This window comes from Bradyrhizobium sp. MI1.7, assembly GCF_055811795.1.
This window is the reverse complement of record NZ_JBVVPO010000071.1, coordinates 18,979-42,795: the sequence shown is the minus strand read 5'-3', so window position 1 is coordinate 42,795 and position 23,817 is coordinate 18,979. Positions and strand designations below refer to the sequence as shown.

The following is a 23,817-nucleotide window of genomic DNA, read 5'->3' as shown; positions in this document are numbered from 1 at the left end:
GGGGCCCGGGCGATCGGGGGCGTTGCCCCCCCTTCGGGTTGTGTTTGTGGGGGGCAACGCGCCCCCGCCGGCACCGGCCCAAAACCCCCCCGCCCCCGGGGGCCCCCCCTCGCCCCCCCGCCCGGGACCCATAACCGCAGGGAGTGGTTTGGCGAAGACTCGGAGTTACCGGCTCGCGCGATAACATCTCCCTGGGGGTATGGGTCCCCGCGTACGCGGGGACGACACTTTCAGTGCAGCACCAGCGATGGCCACGCACTCACACCGCTACTTCGTCAGCAGCGCATACGCGCCGTTCCATCCTTCCGCCGGCGGATTGATCTGGAATTCCTTGATTCGCGCCTCGTACAGCTTGAACAGCTTTTCCAGCGTGTCGGCATCCTCGCTGCGGCGGCCGCGCTCGATCGCTTCCAGCGCGCCCTGCCAGTCGCGGCCGCGGTAGCAGCCGAGCATCTCGATGGTGACGTTGCGCAGGCGCTGGAAAGCGCCCGAATGCATCACGTCCTCGCGGCCGGCGATGGCGTAGATCACCTCGGGCTCGGTCTTGCCCTTGACCATGATGAAGTCGAGCTCGAGGATCGCGAACTTGTCCTTGGCGGCGAGCGCGGTCCTGGAGCCGACGATGATGGGAAAGCCGTATTCCTTCGACTGGCCTTCCAGGCGCGAGGCGAGGTTCACGCTGTCGCCGAGCACCGAATAGTTCTTCTTTAGGTCGGAGCCCATGTTGCCGACGACGCCGATGCCGGTGTTGAGGCCGATGCCGACATTGAGCGGGATGTAGACGTGACCGCCGTCGGCGGCCTCCTGCTCGCGCTCCTTGTTGACCGCGTCGATCTGCTCCAGCATCTGGATCGCGGCCTCGCAGGCGTTGACCTCGTGCTCGGCATCGTCGAGCGGCGCGTTCCAGAACGCCATGATGGCGTCGCCCATGTACTTGTCGATGTAGCCCTTCTGATCGATGATGACGTCTGTCAACGGCGTCAGGAAGCGGTTCATCAGCGCGATCAGGCCTTGCGGATCCTGCTTGTAGCTCTCCGAGATCGTGGTGAAGCCGCGCACATCGGAAAACATGATCGTCATCTCGCGCTCCTCGCCGCCGAGCACCAGCTTTTCGGGCGACTGCGCGAGCTGCTCGACCAGGACGGGCGACATGTATTGCGCGAACATGCCGCGGATCTGCACGCGCTGACGCTGCTCGCGCACGAAGCTCGCGAAGATCAGTGTCAGATAGATCGCGGTGGTCGAGAGCAGCGGATAGGTGAAGTCGATGAGGTAGCGGTACTGCGCGTAGAAGAACCAGGACACGCCGACCAGGATGGCGGCGAACATCGCGCCCGCGAGCCCCAGACGGACAGGGCCGAGATTGGGCGTGAAGATGATGACGAGCAGGCCGATCACGAGCGCGGCGATCAGCTCGACGCCGAGCGCATAGTTCGGCTGCGAGATCACCGCGCCGCTGAGCACGCTCTCCAGCACCTGGGCATGGATCTCGACACCCGGCATGGTCGATGACACCGGCGTGGTCTTGATGTCGTTCAGCCCGACCGCCGAGGTGCCGACCAGCACCAGCTTGCCGGCGATCTTGTTCGGCGGCGCGGTGTTGTCGAGCACGTCGGCCGCCGAGATGTAGATCGAGGGATCCTGGCGGGCGTAGTGCACCCAGAGCTGGCCGTTCTTGTCGGTCGGAATCTCCACGCCCTTGAGGCGCACGGCCCTGATGCCGGTCTTGTCGGTCCGGACCAGCAGCGTCGGCGTTCCCGTGACGACGCGTAAAATCTCGAGGCTGAGCGAGGGCATGATGTTGCCCTGGGCGCGCATGATCAACGGCACGCGGCGGATCAGGCCGTCGCGCTCGGTCTTGATCGAGAACAGGCCGCGGCCGGCCGCGACCTTCTCGATGACGGACACGTTACGCAACAGGCCGGGGAATTCGAACAGGAAACGTTCGGCATCCGCTTCGCCGACCGTCGCGACGCCGGTGAAGGGCAACGACTTGTCGATCTCGGACGAGATCGCCGGCTGCCCGGTTTCGCCCAGCACCACGTGCGAGCGCTTGATCGCGTCGGCGAGGATCTGGTCGTTGGTCGGGAGCTCGCGCAGCCTGGCGCGGGTGGCGTCGTCGAGATCGCGCATCTGGCTCGCGACCAGATCCGGGTTGAGCCGGTCGGCTTCGGAGAACACCATGTCGAAGCCGATCGTCACCGCGCCGTTACCGGTGAGGTTCTGGATCAGGTCCGCGATCCGCGTGCGCGGCCATGGCCACTGGCCGAGCTTGGCGAGGCTCTTGTCGTCGATGTCGACGATGGTGACCGGCCGCGCCGCCTTGTGGCGGGGATCGATCAGCTGGAACATGTCGAAGGTGCGCAGCCGCAATTCCTGGATCGGCGGCGGATCCCAGACACGAGCGCCGGCAAAGACGACCAGCAGCGCAAGGCACATCAGCCGCGCGAAGCCGAGCTTCCGCGCAAACCACCGCCGCAGGATCTTGAGACGCTTCATTTCAGTCGGACTTCCTGACCTGTATCGCGCCCGGCGCACCGATCATGGAGCGTCCGCGAGCGATTGGCTATTCCCCGGCGGTCGAGGATTAAGGATTTTTTGCCGCGGTCAAGCTGCGAGCCGGCCGCCAGGAGGCCCGGGCGGCGATCAGGTGATGTGGAAGATGAAATCGCTGGCCTTCAGATTTGCCGCGATCACGTTCTTCAGCAGGATCGTCTCGTGGTTGTCCAGCGTGATCAGGGCGTCGCCCGATTGCGGAGCGATATTGACGTCGTGCAGCGAGCTGATGCTGCCGAACTGCCGCAGGTCGATCTTGTCGAGGCCGACCTCGAAATCGTCGACGCTGTGCTGGACCGCGGACTGCGACGACGTCGGCGCGAACACGAACTGGTCCTTGGCGCCGCCGCCGATAAGCGTGTCGCTCGACTCGGTGGCGAAGATCACGTCCTTGCCGTCGGTGCCCTCCAGGCGGATGCCCTGGCTGCTGGCGCCCTCGACGAAGATGAAGTTCACGGTGTCGGAATGACCGGTCGAGTCGGCAACGGTCACCTTGATCTTGTCCGTCGCGGGCGGCTGCGGATACTGCTCGGTGCTGGCGCCTGTCGGGTCGTAGGTGATGCCGGCACCTTCTGCGAGGCCGGTGTTGATCTGCTCGAGCGAGCCCGTCGTCGGATATGCACTGACGCTGCTGGTATCCGGATGCGAGGTCGACACCGTGACGGTGAAAATGTCCGTCGCCGCGCCAGAATCGGTATCGGTGACCACCAGATCGGTGATGATATCGTTGCTGTTCTCGCGGATGTGCTCGACGTGGAAGCTCTCGGTATTGATGACTGGACCGATGGCAGGCGTCACGCTCGTGCCGATGGTGGTGATGTCGTGCGAGATCGACGCGGTGCCGCCGGTGCCCGTCGCCGTGAGATCGATCGTCGCCGTCGAGCCAGCGGTGGTGATGGCGCCTGTATAGGTGTCGTCGAGAGCGTGGACGCCCAGCGCGCCAGGCTCGCCGCTGAATCCGTCTGCAGGCACAAACCGGATCAGCGTAGCGGAGCTCAGCACGAGCGCATTCGCATCACCGACCGAGTCGACATCGACCCAGCAGCCGCCAACCTTGTACTGCCAGACGCCCTGGTCAACGGTCGCGGCGTCCGACGTCACCGCGATGGCCTTGAAGGTCGCGCCAGTGTCGGCGTCATGGAACTTGTTCGTGAAGAGATCGCGGATCTTGCTGCCAGCCGGATCGCTGTCGTTGCCGGCGACGGCGGCCAGCGTCGCGCTGTCGAGCGTCGGCGCGTCGTTCTTGCCGGTGATCGTGATGGTGACGTCGGTCGTGGTGGTCTCGCCCCGGCCATCATCGAGCGTGATGGTGGACACGACCTTCGCCGTCTGGTCCTGGCCGAGGAAATCGAGCGCGTTGTCGGCGATCGAATAGTGCCAGGTGACGGTACCGTTGTTCTTGCCGGTCAGCTGATACGTCAGCGCGTTCTTCAACGCGGCGGTCTCGTCGGGCGTGAGCGACGCGGTGAGGTCGGTGGCGCCGTCGAGCCAGGTCACGTCCTGGTCGACCTTCGTCACCGTCGGACGGTCGGTCAGGTCGATGTCCTTGAAGTCGATCGAGCCGGTCGCGGCCGGCGACGGGTCGATCGTCGAGGACGAACCGGTGGTATCGGGCTGCTCGGAGAAGCTTGCGGTCAGCTGCGCCACATCCGTGGTGGTGAATGTCGGCGCATCGTCGTCCGCATGGATCGTGATCAGCGTGTGGCCACCCTCATCGCTGCCCGCGAAGTGCGCGTCGCGATAGTCTCCGATCAGGGTGAGGCTGATGCTCTTGCCATCGTCGCCGGTGACCGTCAGCACGCCGCCGTTCGCGGGGTGGTCGGCATCCGGGACATAAACCGCGCTGGTGCCAGGCCCCCACTTGATCATCGTCAGGTCGATCTTGTCGTTCGCGGACAGCTCCGCGATCGAGCCGCCGAAATCCTTCGTATCGATCTCCAGCTCGGCGCCGTCACCGGCAAGCGTGATCGTTTGCGATACCGCACCCTTGACCTCGAGCGTCGCGCCGGCATCGACGACGACCGCGCCCGTGGCCGAGCCCGACAGCGAGCCAAACAGCGTCAGCGTCCCGGTGTGAACCTCGATCGAGCCGGTGCCGGTGTTGGTGATGTCGCCCGTGATCGACGCAGTGCCCCAGCTGTCGATGTCGCCATAATTTTCGATGGTCAGATCGGCCCCGGAAATGGAGGCCCCGTGCAGATCGATGTCGCCGTGGTTGACGATCGAGGACGCATCGCCGAACACGCCGCTGCCGGCGACCGTCCAGGTACCGCCCGTCTCGTTATTGAACGTGGCGGTGGCGACCGAGATGTTGCCGTTGATGTGGCCGGCGTTGTTGATCGTGATCTCGCCGCCAGTCTCGACGATCGCATAGGTCGATGAGGTCACGCTGCCGGCATCGGCTGGCCCGATGGTGCCGGAGTTGGTGATAAATGCAGCGCCGGTGCCGTTCTCCTGGATGGAGATCGCAGCAAAACCATCGGCGCCGACCACGGAGCCGGTATTGGTGATGTGCGTCGAGCCGACCGCGCCCGCATCGTCCTGGTCGACATTGATGCCGAACGAGGTCGTGCCGGAGATGTGCCCGTTGTTGGTGACGGTGACTGCGCCGTTGCCATGGGAGACGATGTCGAGGCCGACCGCACCGGAAACGCCGCCGCCGATGGTCGCCGTGATATCGCCTGCACCGTTCGCACCGTCGTGCAGCACGATGCCGTTGCCGGTCTGGCCGGTGATGTCGCCCGATGTCGTCAGCGAGATGTCGCCGATGCCGTTCTGAGTGACGACAATGCCGTTGGTCGCACCGGTCAGCGTACCGCTCGGGGCCAGGACGATGTTGCCGCGACTGCCGATCGTCCCGCCCGAAGCGGTGAAGTCGAGCGCGTCGCCCTTGCCCGAATTGATGCCGGCATCGCCGGTGACCGTGAAAGTACCGCCGGTCGTCGCCTGACCGGCGATAGTGCCGGTAAAGGCATGGCTCGTCTTGTCGAGCTTGAGCGTATTGGTGCCGCCGGCGAAGCTGACGGTCTGCGCATCCGCACCACCGAGCTCCAGCGTCGTGTTATTGTCGATGATCAGCGCGCCGACACCGGTGATGCCGCCGGACAGGTTGAGCGTGCCGCTCTGGACTTCGATGGTGCCGGTGTTGGTGACGCCACCCGTGATCGTGTTGAGGCCGGAGACGCTGTAGAGATTGCCGGCATTGCCGAGGCTGCCGCCGTTGATCGAGACGTCGGACAGATAGAGCTTCGAGGTCCCGTCGACCGAGATCGTGCCGCCGGTGTTGGCGACGGTGACGGTCGTCAGCTTCAGCGTGCCGCCGGTCACTGCCTCGATTAGACCGTGATTGGTGATGCCGTGAAGGATGCCGGGATCGATCGTCAGCGTGCCGCTGGTGACCGAGATCGTGCCGGTATTGCCGACGTCGGCGTTGTCGATCGCGCTCGCGCCGGTCGATTCCAGCGTGCCGGCGATGGTGAGCGTGCCGCCGGCCAGGCTCGCACCGTTCAACGTCAGATTCTTGCTCGCATCGACATTGACGGTGCCGTGATTGACGATCGCGGTGCCCGAAACGGTCGCGTCGTCCAGCGTCAGCGTGGCGCCGCTCTCGACCGTCACCGCGCTGACGCTGAGCGTGGCGGCGTTGTCGATCTTGCTGGCGCCGGTGACGTCGATCGTGCCGGCGCCCCTGATGGCGCCGCCGCTGATCGTGGCATAGTCCAGCGTCAGTGCGGCACTGCCGTCGACGATGACGTCGCCGCTCGAATTGTCGACGGTCGAGCCCTGCTCGATCGCGAGCGCGCCGTTGGCGAGCACTTCGATGATGCCGGCATTGGTGACGGTCTCATCGCTGAGCGCATTGCGCGCACCGCTCACCTTGAAGACGGTATTGTTTTTCAGAATGCCGCCGCTCAGGACGGCATCGCCGGTCAGATCAATCTCACCGTTGTTGGTAATCGTGCCGGCGCCGCGAATGCCGGCGTTGAGGACGGGGCCTCCCTCGTCATCACCGCCACCGGTGTCGATCACCGCACCAGCTCCTCCGATGGTCGCATTGCTGACGATCAGCTTGCCGCTGGCGTCGACCGTGATCTGGCCGGCATTGGTAACGCTGGAGCCCTGATGGATCGTCAGCCAGCCGTTGGCCAGCACCTCGATCACACCGGTCGCGGTGTTGGACACGGTCTCGTGGGCGAACTCGACCGTGCCCTTGACGTTGACTGTGCCGGAATTGTTCAGCGTGCCGTTCTCGATCAGGCTGGTGCCGTCGAGCTCCAGCGTGCCCAAAATGCTGACGGTGCCGCCATCGACCGTCGCGGTGTCGACGATCAGCGTCGAGCCGGCATCGGCCCTCAGCAAGCCGCTGGCGTTGTGGATCGTGGCGAGCGTCTTCAGCGTGCCGCCGGACAGCTCGATCGTGCCGGAATTGGTGATCTTGGTGCCGCTGGCGAAATCGCCGCCGCCCGCGAGCGTCAGATAGCCGGCATTGGTGAGCACGCTCGTGCCCAGAATCTCGGCCTTGCCGCCGACCGACATCGTTCCGGTCGCGGCGGTCGTGAGGATCGAATCGGCACCCATGTTGAGCGCGCCTGATATCGTCAGCGAGCTCTGGACGATCACTTTCGGCGGCGGGCCACCGAAATCGTTCATCGTCAGCGACTTGGCGTAGGCCGCAGTGTCGATCGTCACCGGATAGGACGGCGTCAGGCCGTGCAGCTGATCGGTGATGACGATGACATCGTCATTGATGGTCGGGACCGTGCCGGTTGCCCAGTTCGCCGCGTCCTTCCAGAAGCCGCCGGAGGGAGCGCCGGCCTTGTCGGTCGCGATCCACACCACCGCGGGCGCATCGGTGCCGGTGATCGTGACGGTGATGGTCTGCTTCGAGGTCGCGCCTTGCGAATCCGTCAGCGTCACGGTGTAGACCAGCGTCAGGACCTCACCTTTCGGGATGAAGTCGGCGAGATAGACCGGCAGATCGGCCAGCGACCAGTTGATGGTGCCGGTGCCGTCTCCGGTGCTGTCGGCGCCCGCCGCGATCGCGACCGACATCGCGCTCTGGAACGCCGCGAGCGGGCCCGGCGGAACGGTGCCATCAGGCAGGGTCGCGCTGGTCAGCGCCACCGACACCGTATGCTTGTCGGTGAGATCGACGTCGCCGAAGTTCAGCGTGCCCGTCGTCGGCACATCGCTGGTGAGCGGGCCACCCGGCACGCTGGTGCCGCCTTCAAAGATGATGACCGGAACGCTGGTGGTGATCACCGGCTTGTCGTTGGTGCCGGTGATCGTGATCGTGATGGGGATGAAGGCGGTCTCGGGGCTGACCGAGAAATTGTTGTCGACGCGGACCATGTAGGTCAGCGTCAACGTTTCGCCGGCCGCGAGGAAGTCGAAGACGTGGTCGGGGATCGTGTAGGTCCAGACCGCCGAGCCGTTGTTGTTGTTGCCGCCGTCGGCGACGACGTTGATCTGGATCTGCGTCGCCGCGATGTCCTGCTTCTGGAGCGCGGTGAGCGAGCCGGTGACGTCCTGGCCGGCGCTCTTGTAGACGTAGTTCGGCGCGTCGGCGAGGTTCACGCTCACCGTGGGCCTGTCGCCCAGGTTCTGGTCGATGAAGGTGATGCGGCCGGAGATCGTGTCGGAATGCGTGGTGTCGCCGGTCGTGTCCGCGCGCTCGGTCAGCACAAACGCCGTCTTCACATTGCCGTTGAGATCGAGGCTCTGAGACAGAGGCTTGCCGGGGTAACGGTTGAAAGGCGTCGTGTGATCGCTGGGCCCCTGCGGTCCCTGCTGACCGAGGTTGGTGAAGAGCGCGGTCGCGATGTAGCCGGCCGGCGTCTTGATGACCAGGCCGTCGCTGGTCTGCGTGATCGTGTCGGTGAAGTTCGTGGTCAGCTTGGTGTTGGTGTTGTTGTCGGTGAACTTCAGCGTGAACACGTCTGTGATCAGCCTCTGGACGTCCGGCGACAGCAGCCCGTTGGTGATCGAGACGTTGCCGCCGCTGATCTGGATCATCTGGCCGGCCTGGTTGACCGTCGCGATCGGCAGCAGCGTGACCTTGTCGAACAGGATGTAGGAGCCGGTCGTGCCGTTCGGCTCGACCAGCACCTGGAAGCTCGCCTGCGGCTGCGGATCGCCGCCGCCGGCGGGAACGACGAAGTTGATCTGGGTCAGCACCGCCGTGCCGCGGATGCCCATGGTGGCGACCGGCGTGTCGATCTTCATGTCGCCGTGCTTGGCGGTCTCGCCCGCGACGAAGGTGATGGTGCCCGCAACCAGGCTCAGCAGCGAGGAATTGCTCGACCCGTTGGGGTCGTAGACCATCTCGTTCAGCACCATCCGCGCATTGGAGGACAGGCCGAACACGGTGCCGTCGATGAAGGTGATGCCGAGCGTCGAATCCGCGCCGGTCGAGACCACATCGCCCTTCTCGACGTTATCGCCGTTGTTCAGCGTGACCGAGACGCCGTTGCGAACCGCGGTCGCGCTGCCGGAGAGTTTTGTGACGTGGCCGATGACCTGCGCGGCGGCGATGCCGGGCGCGGCCTGCGCAACCTGCACATGGCCCGTGAGCGCGTTGACGACGTCGCCGGTGAGATGGGCGCCATCGGGCGAGGCGATCGCTGCGCGCTTGTCGCCCTTGAAATAATCGTGAATGACGAACTCATGCCCCTCGTGGGACAGCACGAGGTCGAGACCTGCGCGCTTGAACTCGCCATTGAAGATCAGGTTAGCATCGGGAACAACGAACGTGCCGTCGGGCACGTGACCGTGCGCCTTCGCGACAAAAGGCTTGGCGATAAAAGTCTTGGCCGTAAAGGAATCGATATGAACGTCCGCGGCCGAGCGGGAACCCTCGCCATCAAGGGGAATCGTGGCGTCAAATTTGCCAGCGTAATTCAACCGGGGGGCACCGCAAAAAAGAGTTAAAATCTAAGTAAGTAACGACCGCCTAAGCTTGAATAGCATTACCAAGTCCTTAGCGAAACCATCTATTGCTTGTGTGATTCCCATCACTTGGCTGGAGGAGTCCCCAATAGCGGCGCCTTCACAGAGAAGCCGAAGTAATTCTTCAAATATTCCGAGGTCGGTTTTCGGCTTATTTTCACGCATTCCCAGTCATCCAAAGTAATCAGTCGCCCCTATCGAACGACGGATACTTGTGTCATCTTTTGTTCGTAGTACCCCGCAGCATCCTGCGACAAATACGGGGCAGAATCTGTGACCCAACTAACAGAACCCGTGAAATAACGGGCTGTTAGCCATAAGCGGTAGAATCAGCCCTCCCGCAACTTCTCCCTGCAATTGGTTCCATTTCGCGGCGACGGAGCCCTCCTAGCCGGCGAATCGTAAAATTTTACGCAATTTGCACAGGCCCGTTTCAGCCTGTCCCACGGTTTTGGGACCCCTGCCGGGCGCGTTAAGCAGAACAAAACGGCCCGTCTCGCACTATCTCCGCGAAAGCAACAAAGCCCGGCACGACCAGGTCGAGGGGGACCTGGCGAAGCCGGAAGGGGATGTCAGATGGAGACCGCTGCTCGCTCGCGCGCCTGGCGCGCTGTCCTTGTGCTGTGCGGATTGATCCTGCTCGGATCGGCCGCCGAGCTCCGCGCCGGCACGCTGCTGTCGCCTGGAGCCGGCGTCCTCGTGCGCAGATCCGCCGAGCCGTTCGGCGTGTTCGCCTTCGCCATCTCGTCCGGCAGCCTCCAGCAGAAATGGTTCGCGCTGAAGCAGAAGCTCGACGACGACATGGTGCAGCTCGCGCTGTGCGACGGCGACCGGGACAATTGCGCGTCGCCCGCGGCGCTCAAGCTGATCGCCATCGTCGACCAGGCCCGCAGCCGCGACGGCCGCGCGAAGCTGGGTGAGACCAATCGCGCCATCAATCTTGCCATCCGGGCCGCCAATGACGGCGCCGACGACGTCTGGAGCTCGCCGCTCGCGACCTTCGCGCGGGGCGCCGGCGATTGCGAAGACTATGCCATCGCCAAGCTGGCCGCGCTGCGGCTCGCCGGCGTTGCCAATGAGGACCTCCGCATCGTCGTGGTGCGTGACGTCAGGGCCGGCGAAGAGCATGCGGTTGCCGCAGCAAAGCTCGGCGGCCACTGGCTGATGCTCGACAACCGCCGCATGGCGATGGTCGAGGACGACGCGGCCCAGACCTACCAGCCGCTGTTCGTGCTCTACCAATCCGCCGTGATGAAATATGTCGACGAACCGGTGCGGTTGTCGATGGCCGCACCCGAGGCGCACTGATTTTCTTGTAGCCCGGATGGAGCGAAGCGAAATCCGGGACTTTCACGACGCGCACCGCTCCCGGATTACGCTTCGCTCCATCCGGGCAATGGCATTGAAATTGTTACGCTATTTCGCCCAATGCCGATCCTACCCACGGTCGTACCCACATGGCGATGCGCGGTGAAGCAGTTCGTATGGCAACGTGGAGCGCTAAGGTGGGAAGGCTCCGTCAATGCTGTTGGGCGAGTCGAAACACAGCGAGATTGTCGTCAAACTTGCGCTTAACCAGCTCCCAGACATTCGCGTCGCGCGGAAGAGAAAAGGCCGTACCTTCCTCGCGTGTCAGAATCTCTTTGTACGATTGGGAAAGAGTGAGCCCGATGATCCGATTCGCTCGGTCGAAGAAGCTGTTGAATTTCGCACCGAATGCGTAGAGATCCTGCATCGTTACCTCAGGAGTCGTTGGGAGAATTTGGTCAACGTAGAATTTGAAGAGTTTTAGGCCGTAGTATTTCAGGCGGCTCACTTGCTTGAGGTCTTCGCTAGATTTCTGGAGCTTCTCCAACTCCGCAACTATCTTGTCAAATGCGTGTATCGCTAACAGGGTCTCCTTGAATTGATCTTCCGACCACATTTCGGTGATCTCCCCATCTACGCCAAACGAGTAGCCATAGAGTCCGTTCTCCTCCGGCAATTGAAACAGCTTTGCCGGGTCTGATATTGGAATGCGGGGATCGTGATACCAAGCATACCGGATCTTGCCGAGGTCTTGGAGTTTCAGAACCGACGTTGTCGCGTTGGCGCGAGGATAGGGACGCTTCCTCCCGTATGCGATTTGGTTCAGATCCCCTCGCGGCTTTGTCGCTTTGAATTTAGATTCAAGCCACAGTTGGATTGGGTCGTTTGATCGGAAGTCAGGCACTCGAAGAGTGTTTTGCGTGTTGTTGGTCTTGATCAGGGAAGCGGCTATGCCCTTCTCTCGGGTGGCATGCCTTACGGCTGTCAGTTTTACGAGAACAAGAGTGTCCTTCACCTTATCGACGAGCGCGTGCTTAAGCGCGCCAACTGTCTGCGCACCGTTGACGATCTGCAATTTTTGGATGACCAACTTACCGTTTTTGGGATTGAAATCGAAATCTTCGCAGAGCGCGGATATGCCGTTGTTAAAATAATAAAAGTTCTCTGGCTCCTCGGTGAGCGTCTTGTTGAGGCCCGTGTTGACCTCACCCTTACGTCCTAAGAAGCGCCGGATATTCCAATTGAAAAGACTGTCTTTGTGATCCATCGCGACTTGCTTGAGAGCGCTACCACGAATCGCGAACGTCAGGTTGTGGAGCTTGCCCTCTGGCTGCATGAAGTGCTTTTCGGCAAGGGTTAGGGTGATCGTGTCGGGATATTTTTCCTCGATGCTCTTCACCGAAACAAACTCATCCCTCAGGCCAGTGATGTCCCAGACGTCGAACTTCACGTTTTGATTTTGGTTGTCCTTCGTGAACTTATCGACCAATGCGTTGGTTTTGTCCGATGACTCCCCTGAACTTATGAAGATGAAGTGGATCAGGTAGCGCTGCTTGAGCCAGTACTCGAATTCATTCGCCAACTCCTCCAATTTGGGATTGGTAGTTTTCCGCTGAGCTAGATAGGTCCGGTCGCTCAGGAGCTTATAATTCGCAAAAAATGCCTTTACGTCTCCTTCCGGGATTGGATCGGAGCCCGCAATTTTAGGATGCTTGCATTGGACAATGTAGATTTCGTCCGTTTCCTTGCTTTCAAAGAATATGTCGATCCCTGCGTCATCCCCTCGGATGATGCACAAGGATGGATCGTTGTCGGCTGCTGGATAGCGCTCGCTGAGTAGATTGAAACACCAGTTCTCGAACGCCATCCCGCGTTGCTTCACGTTGTCAAAGGACCATTTATTCTGCGCGCAGATTGCTTGGAGGCCGCTTCGCAGCTCATTCTTGAATGATTCGATCTTCATGGTCGCCTTACGCTGATGCCGCTGGTTGAGTGAGCCGGTCCGGGGGTAATCGTAAGCACATAAACCGCCAATTGTCGCCAGTCACCGAGGAGTTTTCTGAGCTGTCGATTCGAGCCTCTGTTACCATGGGCTGCATGCACGAGCACGACCATCAGCGCTTCGCCAAGCTGATCAGCGACTTCGTTGACGGCTGCGGATTCGAGCCGCCGTTTCATTTGCTCACCATCGACGCGCGCGGCTCGTGCTCGGTGACGCGCTACGGTCCCCACGGCATCGAACAGGTGTGCAGCGGTCCATCGCGGACGAATAGGCTGCGGATGATTCCGCCGCTGGTGGTGACGTGCATCTCGTCCGACGGCGTCGGCCGGTCGGCCAAGATCGAGATCGTGGCGTCGCGGGAGACGATGCAGTAGATCGCTCGCAGGTTGCATTGATGAGTTGACACACTTAAGCTGTTAGTCCAGACTAACAGGTCACAGTGAACTTATCAGGAGCACCACACTATGACAACGACCGAACTTCCGCACATGACCGACGACGACCGCGTCAAATTCGAGCGCGGCGCCGAGCTGCTCAAATACATGCAGAGCGGCAAGGCCTTCGATGATTACTGGGTGCCGATTGGTGAAGGTCTGCTTGCGGTCCGGCGAACTGCGATGGCCGCGCTCAGTCTCAAGAAGGTTCGTGGCTCCGGCTCCGGCTATTACAACGACGCCTTCGGCCGGCTGGTGGCCAAGACGCCATATGCCGAGATGCCCAAGGTTGACCGCTCCAACCTGCTCTATTGCATGGAGCACCTCTCGACGATCTTGGAGATGCGCGCGGGCTGGACTCCGACAGACCGGGCCAAGGTCAATCACCCGACCAGCATGGCGAAACGGCTGCGCGAATTCCTCAACCGCGCGCCGACCGACAAGGTCCGCCGTAACGCCTCGCCGATGGCGCTGCTCAAGGAGAGAAACGACAAGCTCAGCCGCACCAATCTTGATCTCGCCGAGAAGGTGGCTTCGCTGGAGTCCCGCGACGGATCGCTATTCGACCTGCATCAATCGAGCGCGGAAGAGATCGCCACGTCCATCGTCGGTGAACTCTCGACGCGCAGGACCGGCCGCGCTAAGGCCAAGGAGATCGCCAACGCGATTCTGGACAAGGTTGGCAAGTTGCCGTCGAAGGCAGCAGGGTGAGCCGCCCGCCACGACTGAAGCGCCGTTCTCTCCGGCTGCGAAAACGCGCTGACAGAGCAACTGTTGCATATGCCACAGTTGAGCCCCGGCCGGCCGTCCTCGCTGCTTCATCCCTAGCGGCGCCCGCGCGGGCGCGGCCCGTTGAGATGCGCGCGCTGGAGCTGCGCGACGACGCGATGCACGATGCCGGCGCCGACCACCTCATGCTTGGCCAGCTCGTCGGCGACCTCGGCAAGGAAGGCGCTGCGGTCGTGCGGCGGGATCGGACGGGCGGCTTCCATCACGGCGGCGAGTTCGGAATCGGAAAGCGAGATCATCTATTCCTCCCTCAGGGAAAGACGCCTTTTAAAACCCGGCGGTTTCCGCGCAGTTTTTTTTTGCCGGGGCCTTGGCGGTTTCGCCGCTTTTATTTCGCGGTCGCGCGTCGCTCGGCCTCCGCGATCGCCGCCATCGGATCTGGCTCGAACATCGACAAACCGGCATCGATCAGGCGCTTCAGGATCTCGGCGGCTTCGCGTTCGCCGCGCGGATCGCCGAACGGCTTCTTGAGGTCGGGGAAGCGGGCGTACATCGGCGGGTTCTGATGCGGCAGTAAACCCAAGGCGCTGCACTGCGCGTTGTAGCAGGCGAATCTCGCGACCGTGAGCCATGGCCGCGTCGCCAGCATCTGGTCGATCTGCTTGGCGCGGGCCGGGCTCTCGGCGCGGGCGGCGATCAGGCATCGCGTCAGGGCGTCTCGATCAAGGGCGCTAATTTCGTCCATCGCGCTGCGCCTCCAGACTCATCCGCTCATAGGCGGAGGTCGGCGGCGCCTCCGAGTCCGACGACGGCGTCGATTGTCGTCCGGCGGGATTCAGCTTCAACATTCGCGACAGGGTCGTGACCGCACGCATGCGAGCCTGCCAGACCGCCAACCATGGACTCACCCGGTCGTCGATGACGCTGGCGCGCTCCAACTCGTCGGCGGCGAGCTTCTCGGCGATCAGGGCGCGGGCGTAGCGGGCGAGCAGTGGAGTATCCACCCGGTCGAAGTGATCGGCCCTGCAGGCCAGCACAAGGTCGATAAACTGGGTTCTGGCGGCTCCCTTGAGGTCCGGCGGCGGCGCGATCCGGGTGGCGGTGGTTTCGGAGAACGGGACAGCGATGCTGGATCGGCGGGGCATGGGTTGCTGCCTCTGACTGACGGGTCGCGGCCACTATCGCGCTGGTTGTGTCGCGGTAAGGCGGTAGTCGAGGTGGAGCCTAGGCTCATTTGGAAGATTATTCTAGGTTCCAGCGACGAGTTCCCGGTTCCATCAGGAACACCTACTAGCCCTAGTAGCAAGTTCCGTGCGCCGCCGCGCGGGAAAATGCTGCCTCCAAACATTTCGGGAGGTCCCCCCCGGCCCCGCTTCGATCCAGAGGGCCCAGCCAGCCCAGCTCGGGCGTTTTGCAGGGTCGGGTGGCACTCCGCATCGTCCGGGGTCGCGCCAACGCATCAGCGGCCTTCCTACGGCCTCGACCCCATCGCGACTGTACCCCCTTGATCGCGTTGAAGCATTGGGCGCGGTGCGACTTGCCTGCAAGCCTCTGATTTTGCTCAAGATTTCGCCATCTGCGATAGGTCCGAAACCCAACACAAGAGCCCGGAACCCAAGAGAATAACTCTACTGGCTTTAAGCCAGCGGTTCCCTGCGAGCTTGACGACGCTTCATCCCGCTGGATCAGTGCCAATGAGCTGCTCAACCAAAGCGAGTGCTCGACGGAAGTGGTCCCGCTCAAGGAGAAGCTGGACGAGCAGGATGTTTGAACGCTGCTCGGCATCGTCGAGGGGCAGAACCGGGATCGGCGTACTTGCGGCGAGCTGCAACAGGGCGTGCTCGGCGGCGGTGGTTGCCAGCTCGGACACGCGGCACCACGCCTGCATCTCGCGGACCGGATCATCCATGGCGCCGACCGATGAAGGCGGGCACCTCGACCACCTCGCCGCGCTGGGTGGCGTTGTCGATGGTGACATCGGCGCGCAACAGGCCGAGCTGCTCCTCGAACTCGGCGCGCAGTTGCTGGCGAACCTCGTGAAGGACGGCGGCGACGCCGGGCAACGCCTCGGAAATCTTCCGCTCGACGTCGGCGCTGGTCAGGGGACGCGACAGCCCTTCCACCGCGTCGGCGATCATCTGCTTGACCTCGGCCATGTGAGCGTCCAGCAACTTGCGAACCTGCTTCTCGACGTTGCGCTCGCGCTCGGCGAACGCCCTGCGAATCCGGGAATCGAACTCGCGCTCGGTCAGCGTGAACTCGGGCTCGTCGCTGGCGTACCGCTCTTCAAGGAGGCGCTTCTTCTGGGCGAGGAGTTCGGAGACATCCATCACGATCACCATGCTGTCCCGGTCACGACCGCGACCGAACCCGGTGCGGCGGACCACGTCACGCGCGCGATGCACTTCAACGCGAACGAATCCGATTGCCACATCGAGATCGTCGGCGCGGCTACGACGTTCGGCGCGCCCGGAATTGCGATCTGTTCGGCGGGATCGGCCATATGCAAGACGCCGTGCTTGGAAACATCGACAACAGGATCGCCGCTGCCCGCGACCGCGAGCCCCTCGACCGCGACCGCAATCACAGTGCCGGGATCGAGCGGTGCGCCGACGACGCGATAGTTGAACTGCGGCCCGGCGGTAAGCCTGATCGCCATCGCCTGTTCGGCCGCCGCGATGAACACAACGGATTCTGCATCGATGCCGGCGGCGGAGATTGCGCCGACGAGCGCGGAAAGATCCTCTGACATCGAGGCGCCGGCAGCAATCGGCGTCACGCCATAGAGCAGGCCAGCAGGCGCGATCTCGCTTGCAGGATCGGCGGAGAACAACACCTTGGCGAGCCCGTTGCCGACCGCGACCCTGAGCACATGCTCGATGATGGTCGAGGCCGCACTCGCGGATGCGGTTTCGAGTTCGTTGGTCAGCGCCGCGATCAGCGCGACCTTGCGAACCGGACCGAGCGGCATGCCGGCGAACACACCTTGGCCCACCGGGATCGGAAAACCCTCTTCGACGAATTTGGCCTCGGTGAAGGTGGACGCCAGCGGAAACGAGAACGAGCTGATGCCGGGAAGATCGACCTTGGTGGCCGGCTCGAACAGCTTCGCCGCCGCGCTCTGCGGCGCCAACAGCATCAACTTCGCGACGGTGCCGCCGGGGAAATCGGCGGCTTTCGTCGGCGTCACCGCGCCGCGCAGTTCAAGCCGGATCTCGTCGGCGCTGGCCTTCCTGATCCGCGCCAGCACGCCGACAGTCGCATCGTTGACGAAGCCGCGCTTCCACTCGCGCGCGGCGGCGGAGTAGTCGGGCCTCAATGGGATCGGGCGCTGTGCGTTCATGGCCGTGGACCTTTCGCGATTTCGCGAACATGGCACGGAAACCGGGCGCTCGATGAAGATCGGTCACGGATTATTTTTAGGGCGATGTCCGATGATCGGAAAACGGACGCTAGCTCACCGCTTCGCCGCCTCCGCCACCATCGCGCTCAAGGCCTTGGCGATCTTCTTGTGATTCTCCCGTTCGTCCTGATTCAACCAGCCGGTGCCGATCAGCATCTCGACCACGTCGCCATCGATCTCGACTGCTTCGATCCACTTGCCCTCGTCGAAGCGTCGTCGATACTCCCGCTGCGCCAGCCGCCGCCGTTCGCGCTGGTCGGCGCGGGTGCGGCGGCGAGATGGCGGCGAGCGGTGGAGCATCAGGCGTTACAGAGTCTCAGAGACGATCCGAAGTTTTGCCACGCGACACTAACGTCGGCGTCAGCGTCTTGGGCGCTCATATGCTGCTCCACGGCGAGACAAGTCAGGGCCTCGTCGATCAGGTCAAGCGATAGACCTGTACCCCAGACAGCCCCGCCCGTGTCGGCATCGCACAGCCGGTAAGGACCTTTGTCGTCGGCGTCCGGGTCGATGTCGTCCTGCACGATAATCACGCATTCGAGCGTTCTGGCTCGCGCCCGCAGTTCGTCGATCCGTTCTTCGTCGGTGGTCATGGTCGTTGCTCCTCTCGTGCTTGCCGGCATCCGGCCGGCGCGGTCGTTGCTTCAGCCGGCGGCCTTCAGGCTGTCGATCACCCATTGCGCGATCTGGGGATGGTGCTGCTCCAGATGCTGCGTGTCGCGGCTGTTGGAAAGCCGTTCACCGTTCCAGCCGAGCCACCAGTTGTGTTTCCGTGCGGCGCCGGTCCGGACCAGCTTGACGGTCCGCCATCGCGAGCCCGGCCTACCGGCGTGTTCGTACAGGGTCCAGCTCTCGGCTGATGCCAGTGGGATCGTCTCGGTGGTGCGCTGCATGTCAACTTCACTCCGCCTTTCACTCGCTCAATTTGGCCAGTCGCAACGCCTCCAGCGCGTACCAGCGCGGCGGCTCGTCAACGCCTTCGAAGGAGGGGTCTGCGGCGTCCCGCATCGCGACCACGATGTCGGTGCCGATGTCCGAATAGGCGAGGTCCCACGCGGCGCGATCATGCTTGAACATCACCCGGTCGCTGTCGTGGAGCAATTTCAGCCAGCGTTCGGCAGCCTGCATGAGCCAGACGACGCTGCTGCGCGCCTCCTGCATCGCCTTGCGCAGCTCGGCGATCGAGGTGAAAACCGAATTGAACTGCAGCTTCTGCACGGCCAGCGCCAGCACCACCGGATGAGTTGAGACCGGCGTCCAGAGTTCAGTAGCCTCGCCGACGAGATTGGAGCGCGGATCGAACATCGCGACACAGCTTGCAATGAGCGCGTTGGTCTCAACGTTCTTCGCTTTGCCGACACCGCGAAACAGCACGCTCACCATCGCCAGCGCGATCTCGGCCGTGATCGTCGGCGTCCTGACGATGTGAGGATAGGCGACCGCGAGCAGCGCGGTATGAGCCTGACCGACCAGCGTCGCGCGTCGAAGCATCTTCGCGTGGTTGGCTGTCGCGGCGGGCAGATCGTAACGATGCAAGCCCTCGCTGACACGCTCCAGCTCGCCACGCAGCTCGTTGCGGCATTGGCCTGCGACGGACAGCGGCGGATGCACCGCGTCGAGCGTGGCCGCGATCAGCGCATGGCCGGCTTTCTTGGTCGGGCGAACAGCGACACCGCCGCCGGGGATTCTGATCAACTCGCTCATCGCCGTGAACTCCAATGAGCGTTGTCGGCGAGAATCTGCGCCTCCGCCTCGGCGTCGATCTCCTCCTGTGAACGCCGTCGCGGGGCTGGCGTCTCGATGACGTTGCCGGTGGCATGGTCGATGGTGACGGAGCCGGTCGGTGCGGGCTCATCGAGCCAGCATTCGCCGTTGAGCCACGTCGCCGGATGCTTGGTGAACTTGGGGTCTTGCCCGGCGCGCTCGATGGCGTAGCGCTTGGCACCTTCGATCAGGGCCGCCGGATCGGCACCGCGCTTGATCGCGGCGGCGAACGCCTTCTCGGCTTGCGCCTTGGCGACGCGCTTCGGGTAGGCGGACCAGAAGTCGGGGAAGAAACGGGTTGTATTACTACCTGTTTTTTGGTCGGCGTCGGGATCGGTGACGCTGATATTATCAGCATCATCGCTGGCTATCGGTGAGCCGGAAAGTCCCGTGACATTGTTTTTGGTACGAGAGTTTTTCCGCTCCGGATTCGACCTCGCGTCCCCCTTCGAATCCAGCGAAGCAAACTCGGGAGAGAGAGTCTGACTCTTACTGCCCGTTCTCTTTGCCCGTTCTCTTTGCCCGTTGGCGGCGAATTCGGCTGCAGGCTCAGCGGCTTCCAGTTTCGTCTGCGACTGTTGCTGTGCACGGGTGCGACTGTTGGGTCGCTTTCCTGCGACTGTTGACGCCTGCGACCGTCGCTCCCCTGCGACTGTTGAACCATCGCTCCCCTGCGACTGTTGGGGATCGGGGAAAGTGAAAACGAAACTGCGCTTCGTGCCGCCACCATGTTTCGAAAAACCGGCAAGCCAGCCGCGCCTAATCCCAACCTCGACGGCGCGGAAGACGGTGGCGCGATCCACGCCAAGCTCGTCGGCAACGGTCTGGTAACCGGGATCGCATCGCCCGGTCTTTTCGTCGCGATACACGCAGAGCCTGATCAGCACGAATCTATGGACGATGGTGATCAGCACGTCGCGGGCCACGCCGCGCATCCAGTTGAAGCTGGGAAATTTGGTGGTGGTGGTGCTGTTGGTCTTGGTGTCGGGCATTGATGGAGTCCCGGTTTCGGGCTACACCATCACCGCTCTCAGCCAGAGCACGATGATGATGATTGCCCATGCGAATGACGCGCCGCCCCGGTTGCCCCCTTCCGGGGCGGTTCGCGTTTCTCGGTCATTCGCGCGTGGCCTGATCGATCTTCGTCAGGTCCGCATTGCCCCCATAAGAGGCGTTCGGCTTGCCCGCCGGTGAACTTCAACCGACTTCCTAATTAGGAAGTCGGGTCGTTGTCAGGCCTCCGCGCTGGCGGCCTTCTTCTCCGCGCTGGCTGCTTTCTTCGCTGCGCGACGCTGCAGTCGCTGGCGGGTGCGGCGCTGCTCGACGCGGGCCTCGATCTCGGCGCAGACCTTCGCGGCGTTGGATTCGGCGCGCTCGACACGCTGCGCACGCAAGGCGAGAACCTCGCGCTTGATGAACCGCACCGACTTGGTGCGACGACCTTCCGCCGTCATCGAGATCTTCAGCGCCATCAGTTGGGTGTCGGTGTACGCGGTGGCGGTGGACATGCCGCCCAGAATTTTCAGTGCCTCGGCAAGCGGGATCAGCTCGTCCTCGTCCAGAATGCGGCTCTCGTTGTCGCTCATGCTGCACGCCCTTTCCAACGCTCAGATTTTGCTAATTGGAGAGATGCGCGCGGCATGCGCAAGGGTTTTCAAAAAGCCAGTGCGCTGGCTTTAAGAAAGGATGTTTGAATTATCTGATGATTTCCCTCGCGCCGCCTTCAAAGATTTTTTTGGCGCGTCGCTCAGTGCCTCACCACGCGCCGAAACAGCCCGGCGAATCACTAGGAACTAAACAAAAAGAAAACCCGGTGCTGCTGTGGCACCGGGTCTCGGTCGGTCGACTAAACCTACCCGTTTTTCAATTTGGGGAGGTTTCTACCTGCGCATCGCGACGACCTTGCGGCTGGCTGACGCGGGCGAGCTGATGTGCTGCGCCCATTGCTCCATGACCTTGCGCCGCCGCTCCAGCAGATCGCCGCGCGCATAGGCCTGCTCGGTCGAATTGCCGACGGCGTGCGCCAGCGCGACTTCCAGTATCTCCCTCGGCGCGCTGGTGCGCTCGCCACCCCAGTCACGGAAACTGCTGCGCATCCCGTGAATGGTGAAGCCGTCACCGCCGTGACGCTTGAGCGCCTTACGCAACGACATCGCGACAACCGGCTTGGTGCCGCTGATGCTGAACAGGTACTCGCCGTTGCGCGGCAACCGCTTGAGCAGCGCCAACGCCTCGGACGACAACGGGACATTGTGCGGACGCTTACGCTTCATGCGCTCGGGCGGCACCGTCCAGACCTTGGCCTCGAAATCGATCTCGCTCCACTTCGCGCCGCGCGATTCCTGCGAGCGCACCGCCGTCAGGATCGTGAAGGCGAGGCACAGCTCAGGGATGGAATCGGAGGCGATCAGCTTGGCGAACAGCCCCGGCACCTCGTTGAAGTGCAGCGCCGCATGATGGACGACCGGCTTCAGCTCGCGCGGATGCGGTAGCGTCTTGTCGAGATGGTTCTTCCAATCGGTCGGGAGCGGCCCCGGCGGACGCAGGCCCCGTGTCTGTGCCCATCCCAGCACTTCGCCGATGCGGCCCCTGACGCGGTCCATCGTCGTCGGTGCCCGCTTCCATTCCGGCTCGATCACCTTCAGCACCAAGCCGACATCGATGTCGGCGACATTGAGCTTGAACAGCGGCTTGGCGTAGGTCGCCATGCTGTTCTGCCACTGCTTGAGATGCTTCTCGCGCCACTTGTCGCCGTGCGATGTCAGGAAGCCGTCGAGGCATTGCGTAAAGGTCTTGGTGTGCAGCTCGGCGGCGCGGGCGGCCATGCGCTCGGCGTCGCGGTGGCTGATGGGATCTATGCCGCGCGCAAGCAGCCTGCGGGCCTCGTGGGCGAGGTCGCGGGCCTCGGCGAGCGAGATGACGCTAGCGGAGCCTAAGCCCATGTAGCGCGGCCGCTTGTCGAGCTGGTAGCGAAGCAGCCACGACTTGGTGACGCCGTCCGCGCCGCTCGCCGTGGCTTGCAATGCCAGCCCGCCGCCGTCGGCGTAAATCCCCGGCTCGCGGAGTCCGCGCACGAAGGTCGCCGAGAGCCTGTTCAATGCCCGCATTTTTCTACCCCAGTTTCTACCCACAATCCGCTATCGGAACGGGCAACAATTAGATGGGGTATATTACAACCAACCGGAAGGCTTAACAGCAGAAAATGCCGGTATTTATAGGCTTTCCCGCACTCAACCAGAACCAACTAGAAGCAACCGGAAGTCATGTTGCCCGGACGCTCCATCCGGGCTACGGGTCTCACGTAAACCGTCACGCCACAAAGCCGTTTCGCCGCGCGATCCGGGGCGCTAGCATGGCGCCTTTGCGGGGGCGACTGGAATGCGGTTCATCGTGCTGTCTGTGCTTGCGCTGCTGGTGTTGCCGGCGGCACCAGGCTCCGCGCAATCGGGCCCGTCCGACCGCTCCATCGCCGACAGGCTGCCGCTATTTGCCCGAAACAACTGCCAGCAGATCCGCGATCCCGGCAATCAATTGATCTGCGGTGACGCCGAGCTGGCCGCCGCCGCCGAGAAGCTCGGCACGGCGATCGAGGCGCGGCTCGCCCGCCTGCCCGATCGCCTGCCCGCGATCGAGGAGAATGCGATTTGGATCCGACAGCGCAACCTCGGCTGCGGCATCGTCGGCCAGACCGCGATCCGCACCGACGATTTCGACCGCGTGAAGGCGTGCCTTCTCAAGGTCACCGAAGAGCGCGCCGCAATCGTGCGTGATCCCGATTTCGACTGTCTCGCGGCCAACACGGCCGCGGGCGCGCTGATCTGCGCGGACCCGTCGCTGGCGCTCACCGAAACCGAGCTCAACAGCCAGGTGCTGGGCCTGATCGGCAGGCTGGATCCGACCGCGGCCCGCTTTGCCTTCGCCGAATACGGCCGATGGACGAGGGAGCGCGATCGCAAGTGCAATCTCGTCGGCAAGGAGAACGTGCCGCTTGCCGAGCTTTCGTCCGCGGAAGATTGTCTCGCCGACCATCTGAAGCGCAAGACCGAGGAGATCGCCGCCGCCAAGGGCGATCCGAAGAAAGTGTTCGGCCGGCAGGTCGCGGCCCGCTCGCCCGACACCGATGCCGTCGATTTCTGCGCCGCCCGGATTCACGCCGCCAATTCGTGCGGCAATTTCCTCCGCATCAACCGCGTCTACGCGCTCGACAGCCAGGTGACCGACCAGGAGGCGCAGGTCACGGGCGAGATCGAGATGGTCGTGCTGGCGCCCTTCACCATGTGCAGCAAGGTCGCATCCACCTGCACCGGCACCTGCTGGGACCCCAGGACGGGCCGTCCACAGCCCGGCCTCGGCAGCAAGGAGCGATCCGGCGAAGCCTTCAACGTCACGCGCCGCCTGAGAATCCAGCGGACCTTCGCTTTCGTCAAAGCCGCCGACGGCTGGCGCTGCCGGGAAGACGAGCTCGCGCCGGTGAATTCGGGGACGGCGGGCGGGGGATCGTAGGTTCTCCCCGTGGCGTGCTTTCTTCCTTCTCCCCTTGTGGGAGAAGGTGGCGCGCCCAAAGTGGGCGCCGGGTGGGGGGGTGTGTCCCCCCCCCCCCCCCTTCTTGTGGGGGGCCCCCCCCCCCCCCGGGGGGGGCGCCCCCCCCCCCCCCCCGCCCCCCACGGGGGGGG

General features: G+C 63.2%; 20 protein-coding genes. 4 read left to right on the top strand and 16 right to left on the bottom strand.

Annotated elements, in window-relative coordinates:
• Positions 1 to 267: 267 nt before the first annotated feature.
• Positions 268 to 2,499 carry a CHASE2 domain-containing protein gene (locus AC0L3X_RS38685; protein WP_063980816.1) on the bottom strand — a complete coding sequence of 744 codons (2,232 nt, stop codon included), beginning with the start codon at positions 2,497 to 2,499 and terminating at the stop codon, positions 268 to 270.
• A 147-nt stretch (positions 2,500 to 2,646) separates the two neighbouring features.
• Positions 2,647 to 9,459, bottom strand: coding sequence for a FecR domain-containing protein (locus AC0L3X_RS38680; protein WP_063980815.1), 6,813 nt, complete (start codon positions 9,457 to 9,459; stop codon positions 2,647 to 2,649).
• Positions 9,460 to 10,080: 621 nt separating this feature from the next.
• On the opposite strand from AC0L3X_RS38680, the gene AC0L3X_RS38675 reads away from it, so the two are divergent.
• The gene (locus AC0L3X_RS38675) at positions 10,081 to 10,812 is read left to right on the top strand and encodes a transglutaminase-like cysteine peptidase (RefSeq protein ID WP_063980814.1); all 732 of its coding nucleotides are present in this window, start codon (positions 10,081 to 10,083) and stop codon (positions 10,810 to 10,812) included.
• Positions 10,813 to 11,023: 211 nt separating this feature from the next.
• On the opposite strand, the gene AC0L3X_RS38670 is transcribed toward AC0L3X_RS38675, so the two are convergent.
• Entirely contained in the window at positions 11,024 to 12,775 is a 1,752-nt protein-coding gene (locus AC0L3X_RS38670; protein ID WP_473317296.1) for an AIPR family protein, read from the bottom strand.
• 125 nt (positions 12,776 to 12,900) lie between these two features.
• Here AC0L3X_RS38670 and AC0L3X_RS38665 point away from each other — a divergent pair, with 125 nt between their 5' ends.
• Both AC0L3X_RS38665 and AC0L3X_RS38660 read left to right on the top strand, forming a co-directional pair.
• Positions 12,901 to 13,188, top strand: coding sequence for a hypothetical protein (locus AC0L3X_RS38665; RefSeq protein WP_473317295.1), 288 nt, complete (start codon positions 12,901 to 12,903; stop codon positions 13,186 to 13,188).
• Positions 13,189 to 13,278: 90 nt separating this feature from the next.
• On the top strand, positions 13,279 to 13,959 hold the full coding sequence (locus AC0L3X_RS38660) for a hypothetical protein (RefSeq protein WP_473317294.1): 681 nt from the start codon (positions 13,279 to 13,281) through the stop codon (positions 13,957 to 13,959).
• Positions 13,960 to 14,072: 113 nt separating this feature from the next.
• Here the strand turns inward: AC0L3X_RS38660 and AC0L3X_RS38655 are convergent, their stop codons facing one another.
• The 13 genes from AC0L3X_RS38655 to AC0L3X_RS38595 form a co-directional block, all read right to left on the bottom strand.
• The gene (locus AC0L3X_RS38655; RefSeq protein WP_473317293.1) at positions 14,073 to 14,276 is read right to left on the bottom strand and encodes a hypothetical protein; all 204 of its coding nucleotides are present in this window, start codon (positions 14,274 to 14,276) and stop codon (positions 14,073 to 14,075) included.
• Between the two features lie 89 nt (positions 14,277 to 14,365).
• A complete protein-coding gene (locus AC0L3X_RS38650; protein ID WP_473317292.1) occupies positions 14,366 to 14,722 on the bottom strand; it encodes a hypothetical protein in 357 nt (118 codons plus the stop codon).
• Entirely contained in the window at positions 14,709 to 15,122 is a 414-nt protein-coding gene (locus tag AC0L3X_RS38645) for a hypothetical protein (RefSeq protein ID WP_473317290.1), read from the bottom strand. Before AC0L3X_RS38645 ends, AC0L3X_RS38650 begins: the two co-directional genes overlap by 14 nt.
• 527 nt (positions 15,123 to 15,649) lie before the next feature.
• The gene (locus tag AC0L3X_RS38640) at positions 15,650 to 15,886 is read right to left on the bottom strand and encodes a hypothetical protein (RefSeq protein ID WP_473317289.1); all 237 of its coding nucleotides are present in this window, start codon (positions 15,884 to 15,886) and stop codon (positions 15,650 to 15,652) included.
• On the bottom strand, positions 15,879 to 16,319 hold the full coding sequence (locus tag AC0L3X_RS38635) for a hypothetical protein (protein WP_473317288.1): 441 nt from the start codon (positions 16,317 to 16,319) through the stop codon (positions 15,879 to 15,881). The genes AC0L3X_RS38640 and AC0L3X_RS38635 overlap by 8 nt, the downstream gene beginning before the upstream one ends.
• Positions 16,313 to 17,320, bottom strand: coding sequence for a hypothetical protein (locus AC0L3X_RS38630; protein WP_473317287.1), 1,008 nt, complete (start codon positions 17,318 to 17,320; stop codon positions 16,313 to 16,315). Before AC0L3X_RS38630 ends, AC0L3X_RS38635 begins: the two co-directional genes overlap by 7 nt.
• A gap of 114 nt (positions 17,321 to 17,434) precedes the next feature.
• Positions 17,435 to 17,680 carry a hypothetical protein gene (locus AC0L3X_RS38625; RefSeq protein WP_473317286.1) on the bottom strand — a complete coding sequence of 82 codons (246 nt, stop codon included), beginning with the start codon at positions 17,678 to 17,680 and terminating at the stop codon, positions 17,435 to 17,437.
• The gene (locus tag AC0L3X_RS38620) at positions 17,680 to 17,973 is read right to left on the bottom strand and encodes a hypothetical protein (RefSeq protein ID WP_473317284.1); all 294 of its coding nucleotides are present in this window, start codon (positions 17,971 to 17,973) and stop codon (positions 17,680 to 17,682) included. The genes AC0L3X_RS38625 and AC0L3X_RS38620 overlap by 1 nt, the downstream gene beginning before the upstream one ends.
• Positions 17,974 to 18,024: 51 nt before the next feature.
• Entirely contained in the window at positions 18,025 to 18,273 is a 249-nt protein-coding gene (locus AC0L3X_RS38615; protein ID WP_473317283.1) for a hypothetical protein, read from the bottom strand.
• A gap of 19 nt (positions 18,274 to 18,292) precedes the next feature.
• A complete protein-coding gene (locus AC0L3X_RS38610) occupies positions 18,293 to 19,084 on the bottom strand; it encodes a hypothetical protein (RefSeq protein WP_473317282.1) in 792 nt (263 codons plus the stop codon).
• On the bottom strand, positions 19,081 to 20,136 hold the full coding sequence (locus tag AC0L3X_RS38605; protein WP_473317281.1) for a hypothetical protein: 1,056 nt from the start codon (positions 20,134 to 20,136) through the stop codon (positions 19,081 to 19,083). The genes AC0L3X_RS38610 and AC0L3X_RS38605 overlap by 4 nt, the downstream gene beginning before the upstream one ends.
• Before the next feature lie 240 nt (positions 20,137 to 20,376).
• The gene (locus AC0L3X_RS38600) at positions 20,377 to 20,730 is read right to left on the bottom strand and encodes a hypothetical protein (protein WP_473317280.1); all 354 of its coding nucleotides are present in this window, start codon (positions 20,728 to 20,730) and stop codon (positions 20,377 to 20,379) included.
• A 294-nt stretch (positions 20,731 to 21,024) separates the two neighbouring features.
• A complete protein-coding gene (locus AC0L3X_RS38595) occupies positions 21,025 to 22,251 on the bottom strand; it encodes a tyrosine-type recombinase/integrase (RefSeq protein ID WP_473317279.1) in 1,227 nt (408 codons plus the stop codon).
• Between the two features lie 271 nt (positions 22,252 to 22,522).
• Here AC0L3X_RS38595 and AC0L3X_RS38590 point away from each other — a divergent pair, with 271 nt between their 5' ends.
• Entirely contained in the window at positions 22,523 to 23,647 is a 1,125-nt protein-coding gene (locus AC0L3X_RS38590; RefSeq protein WP_063980813.1) for a lysozyme inhibitor LprI family protein, read from the top strand.
• Positions 23,648 to 23,817 lie beyond the last annotated feature (170 nt).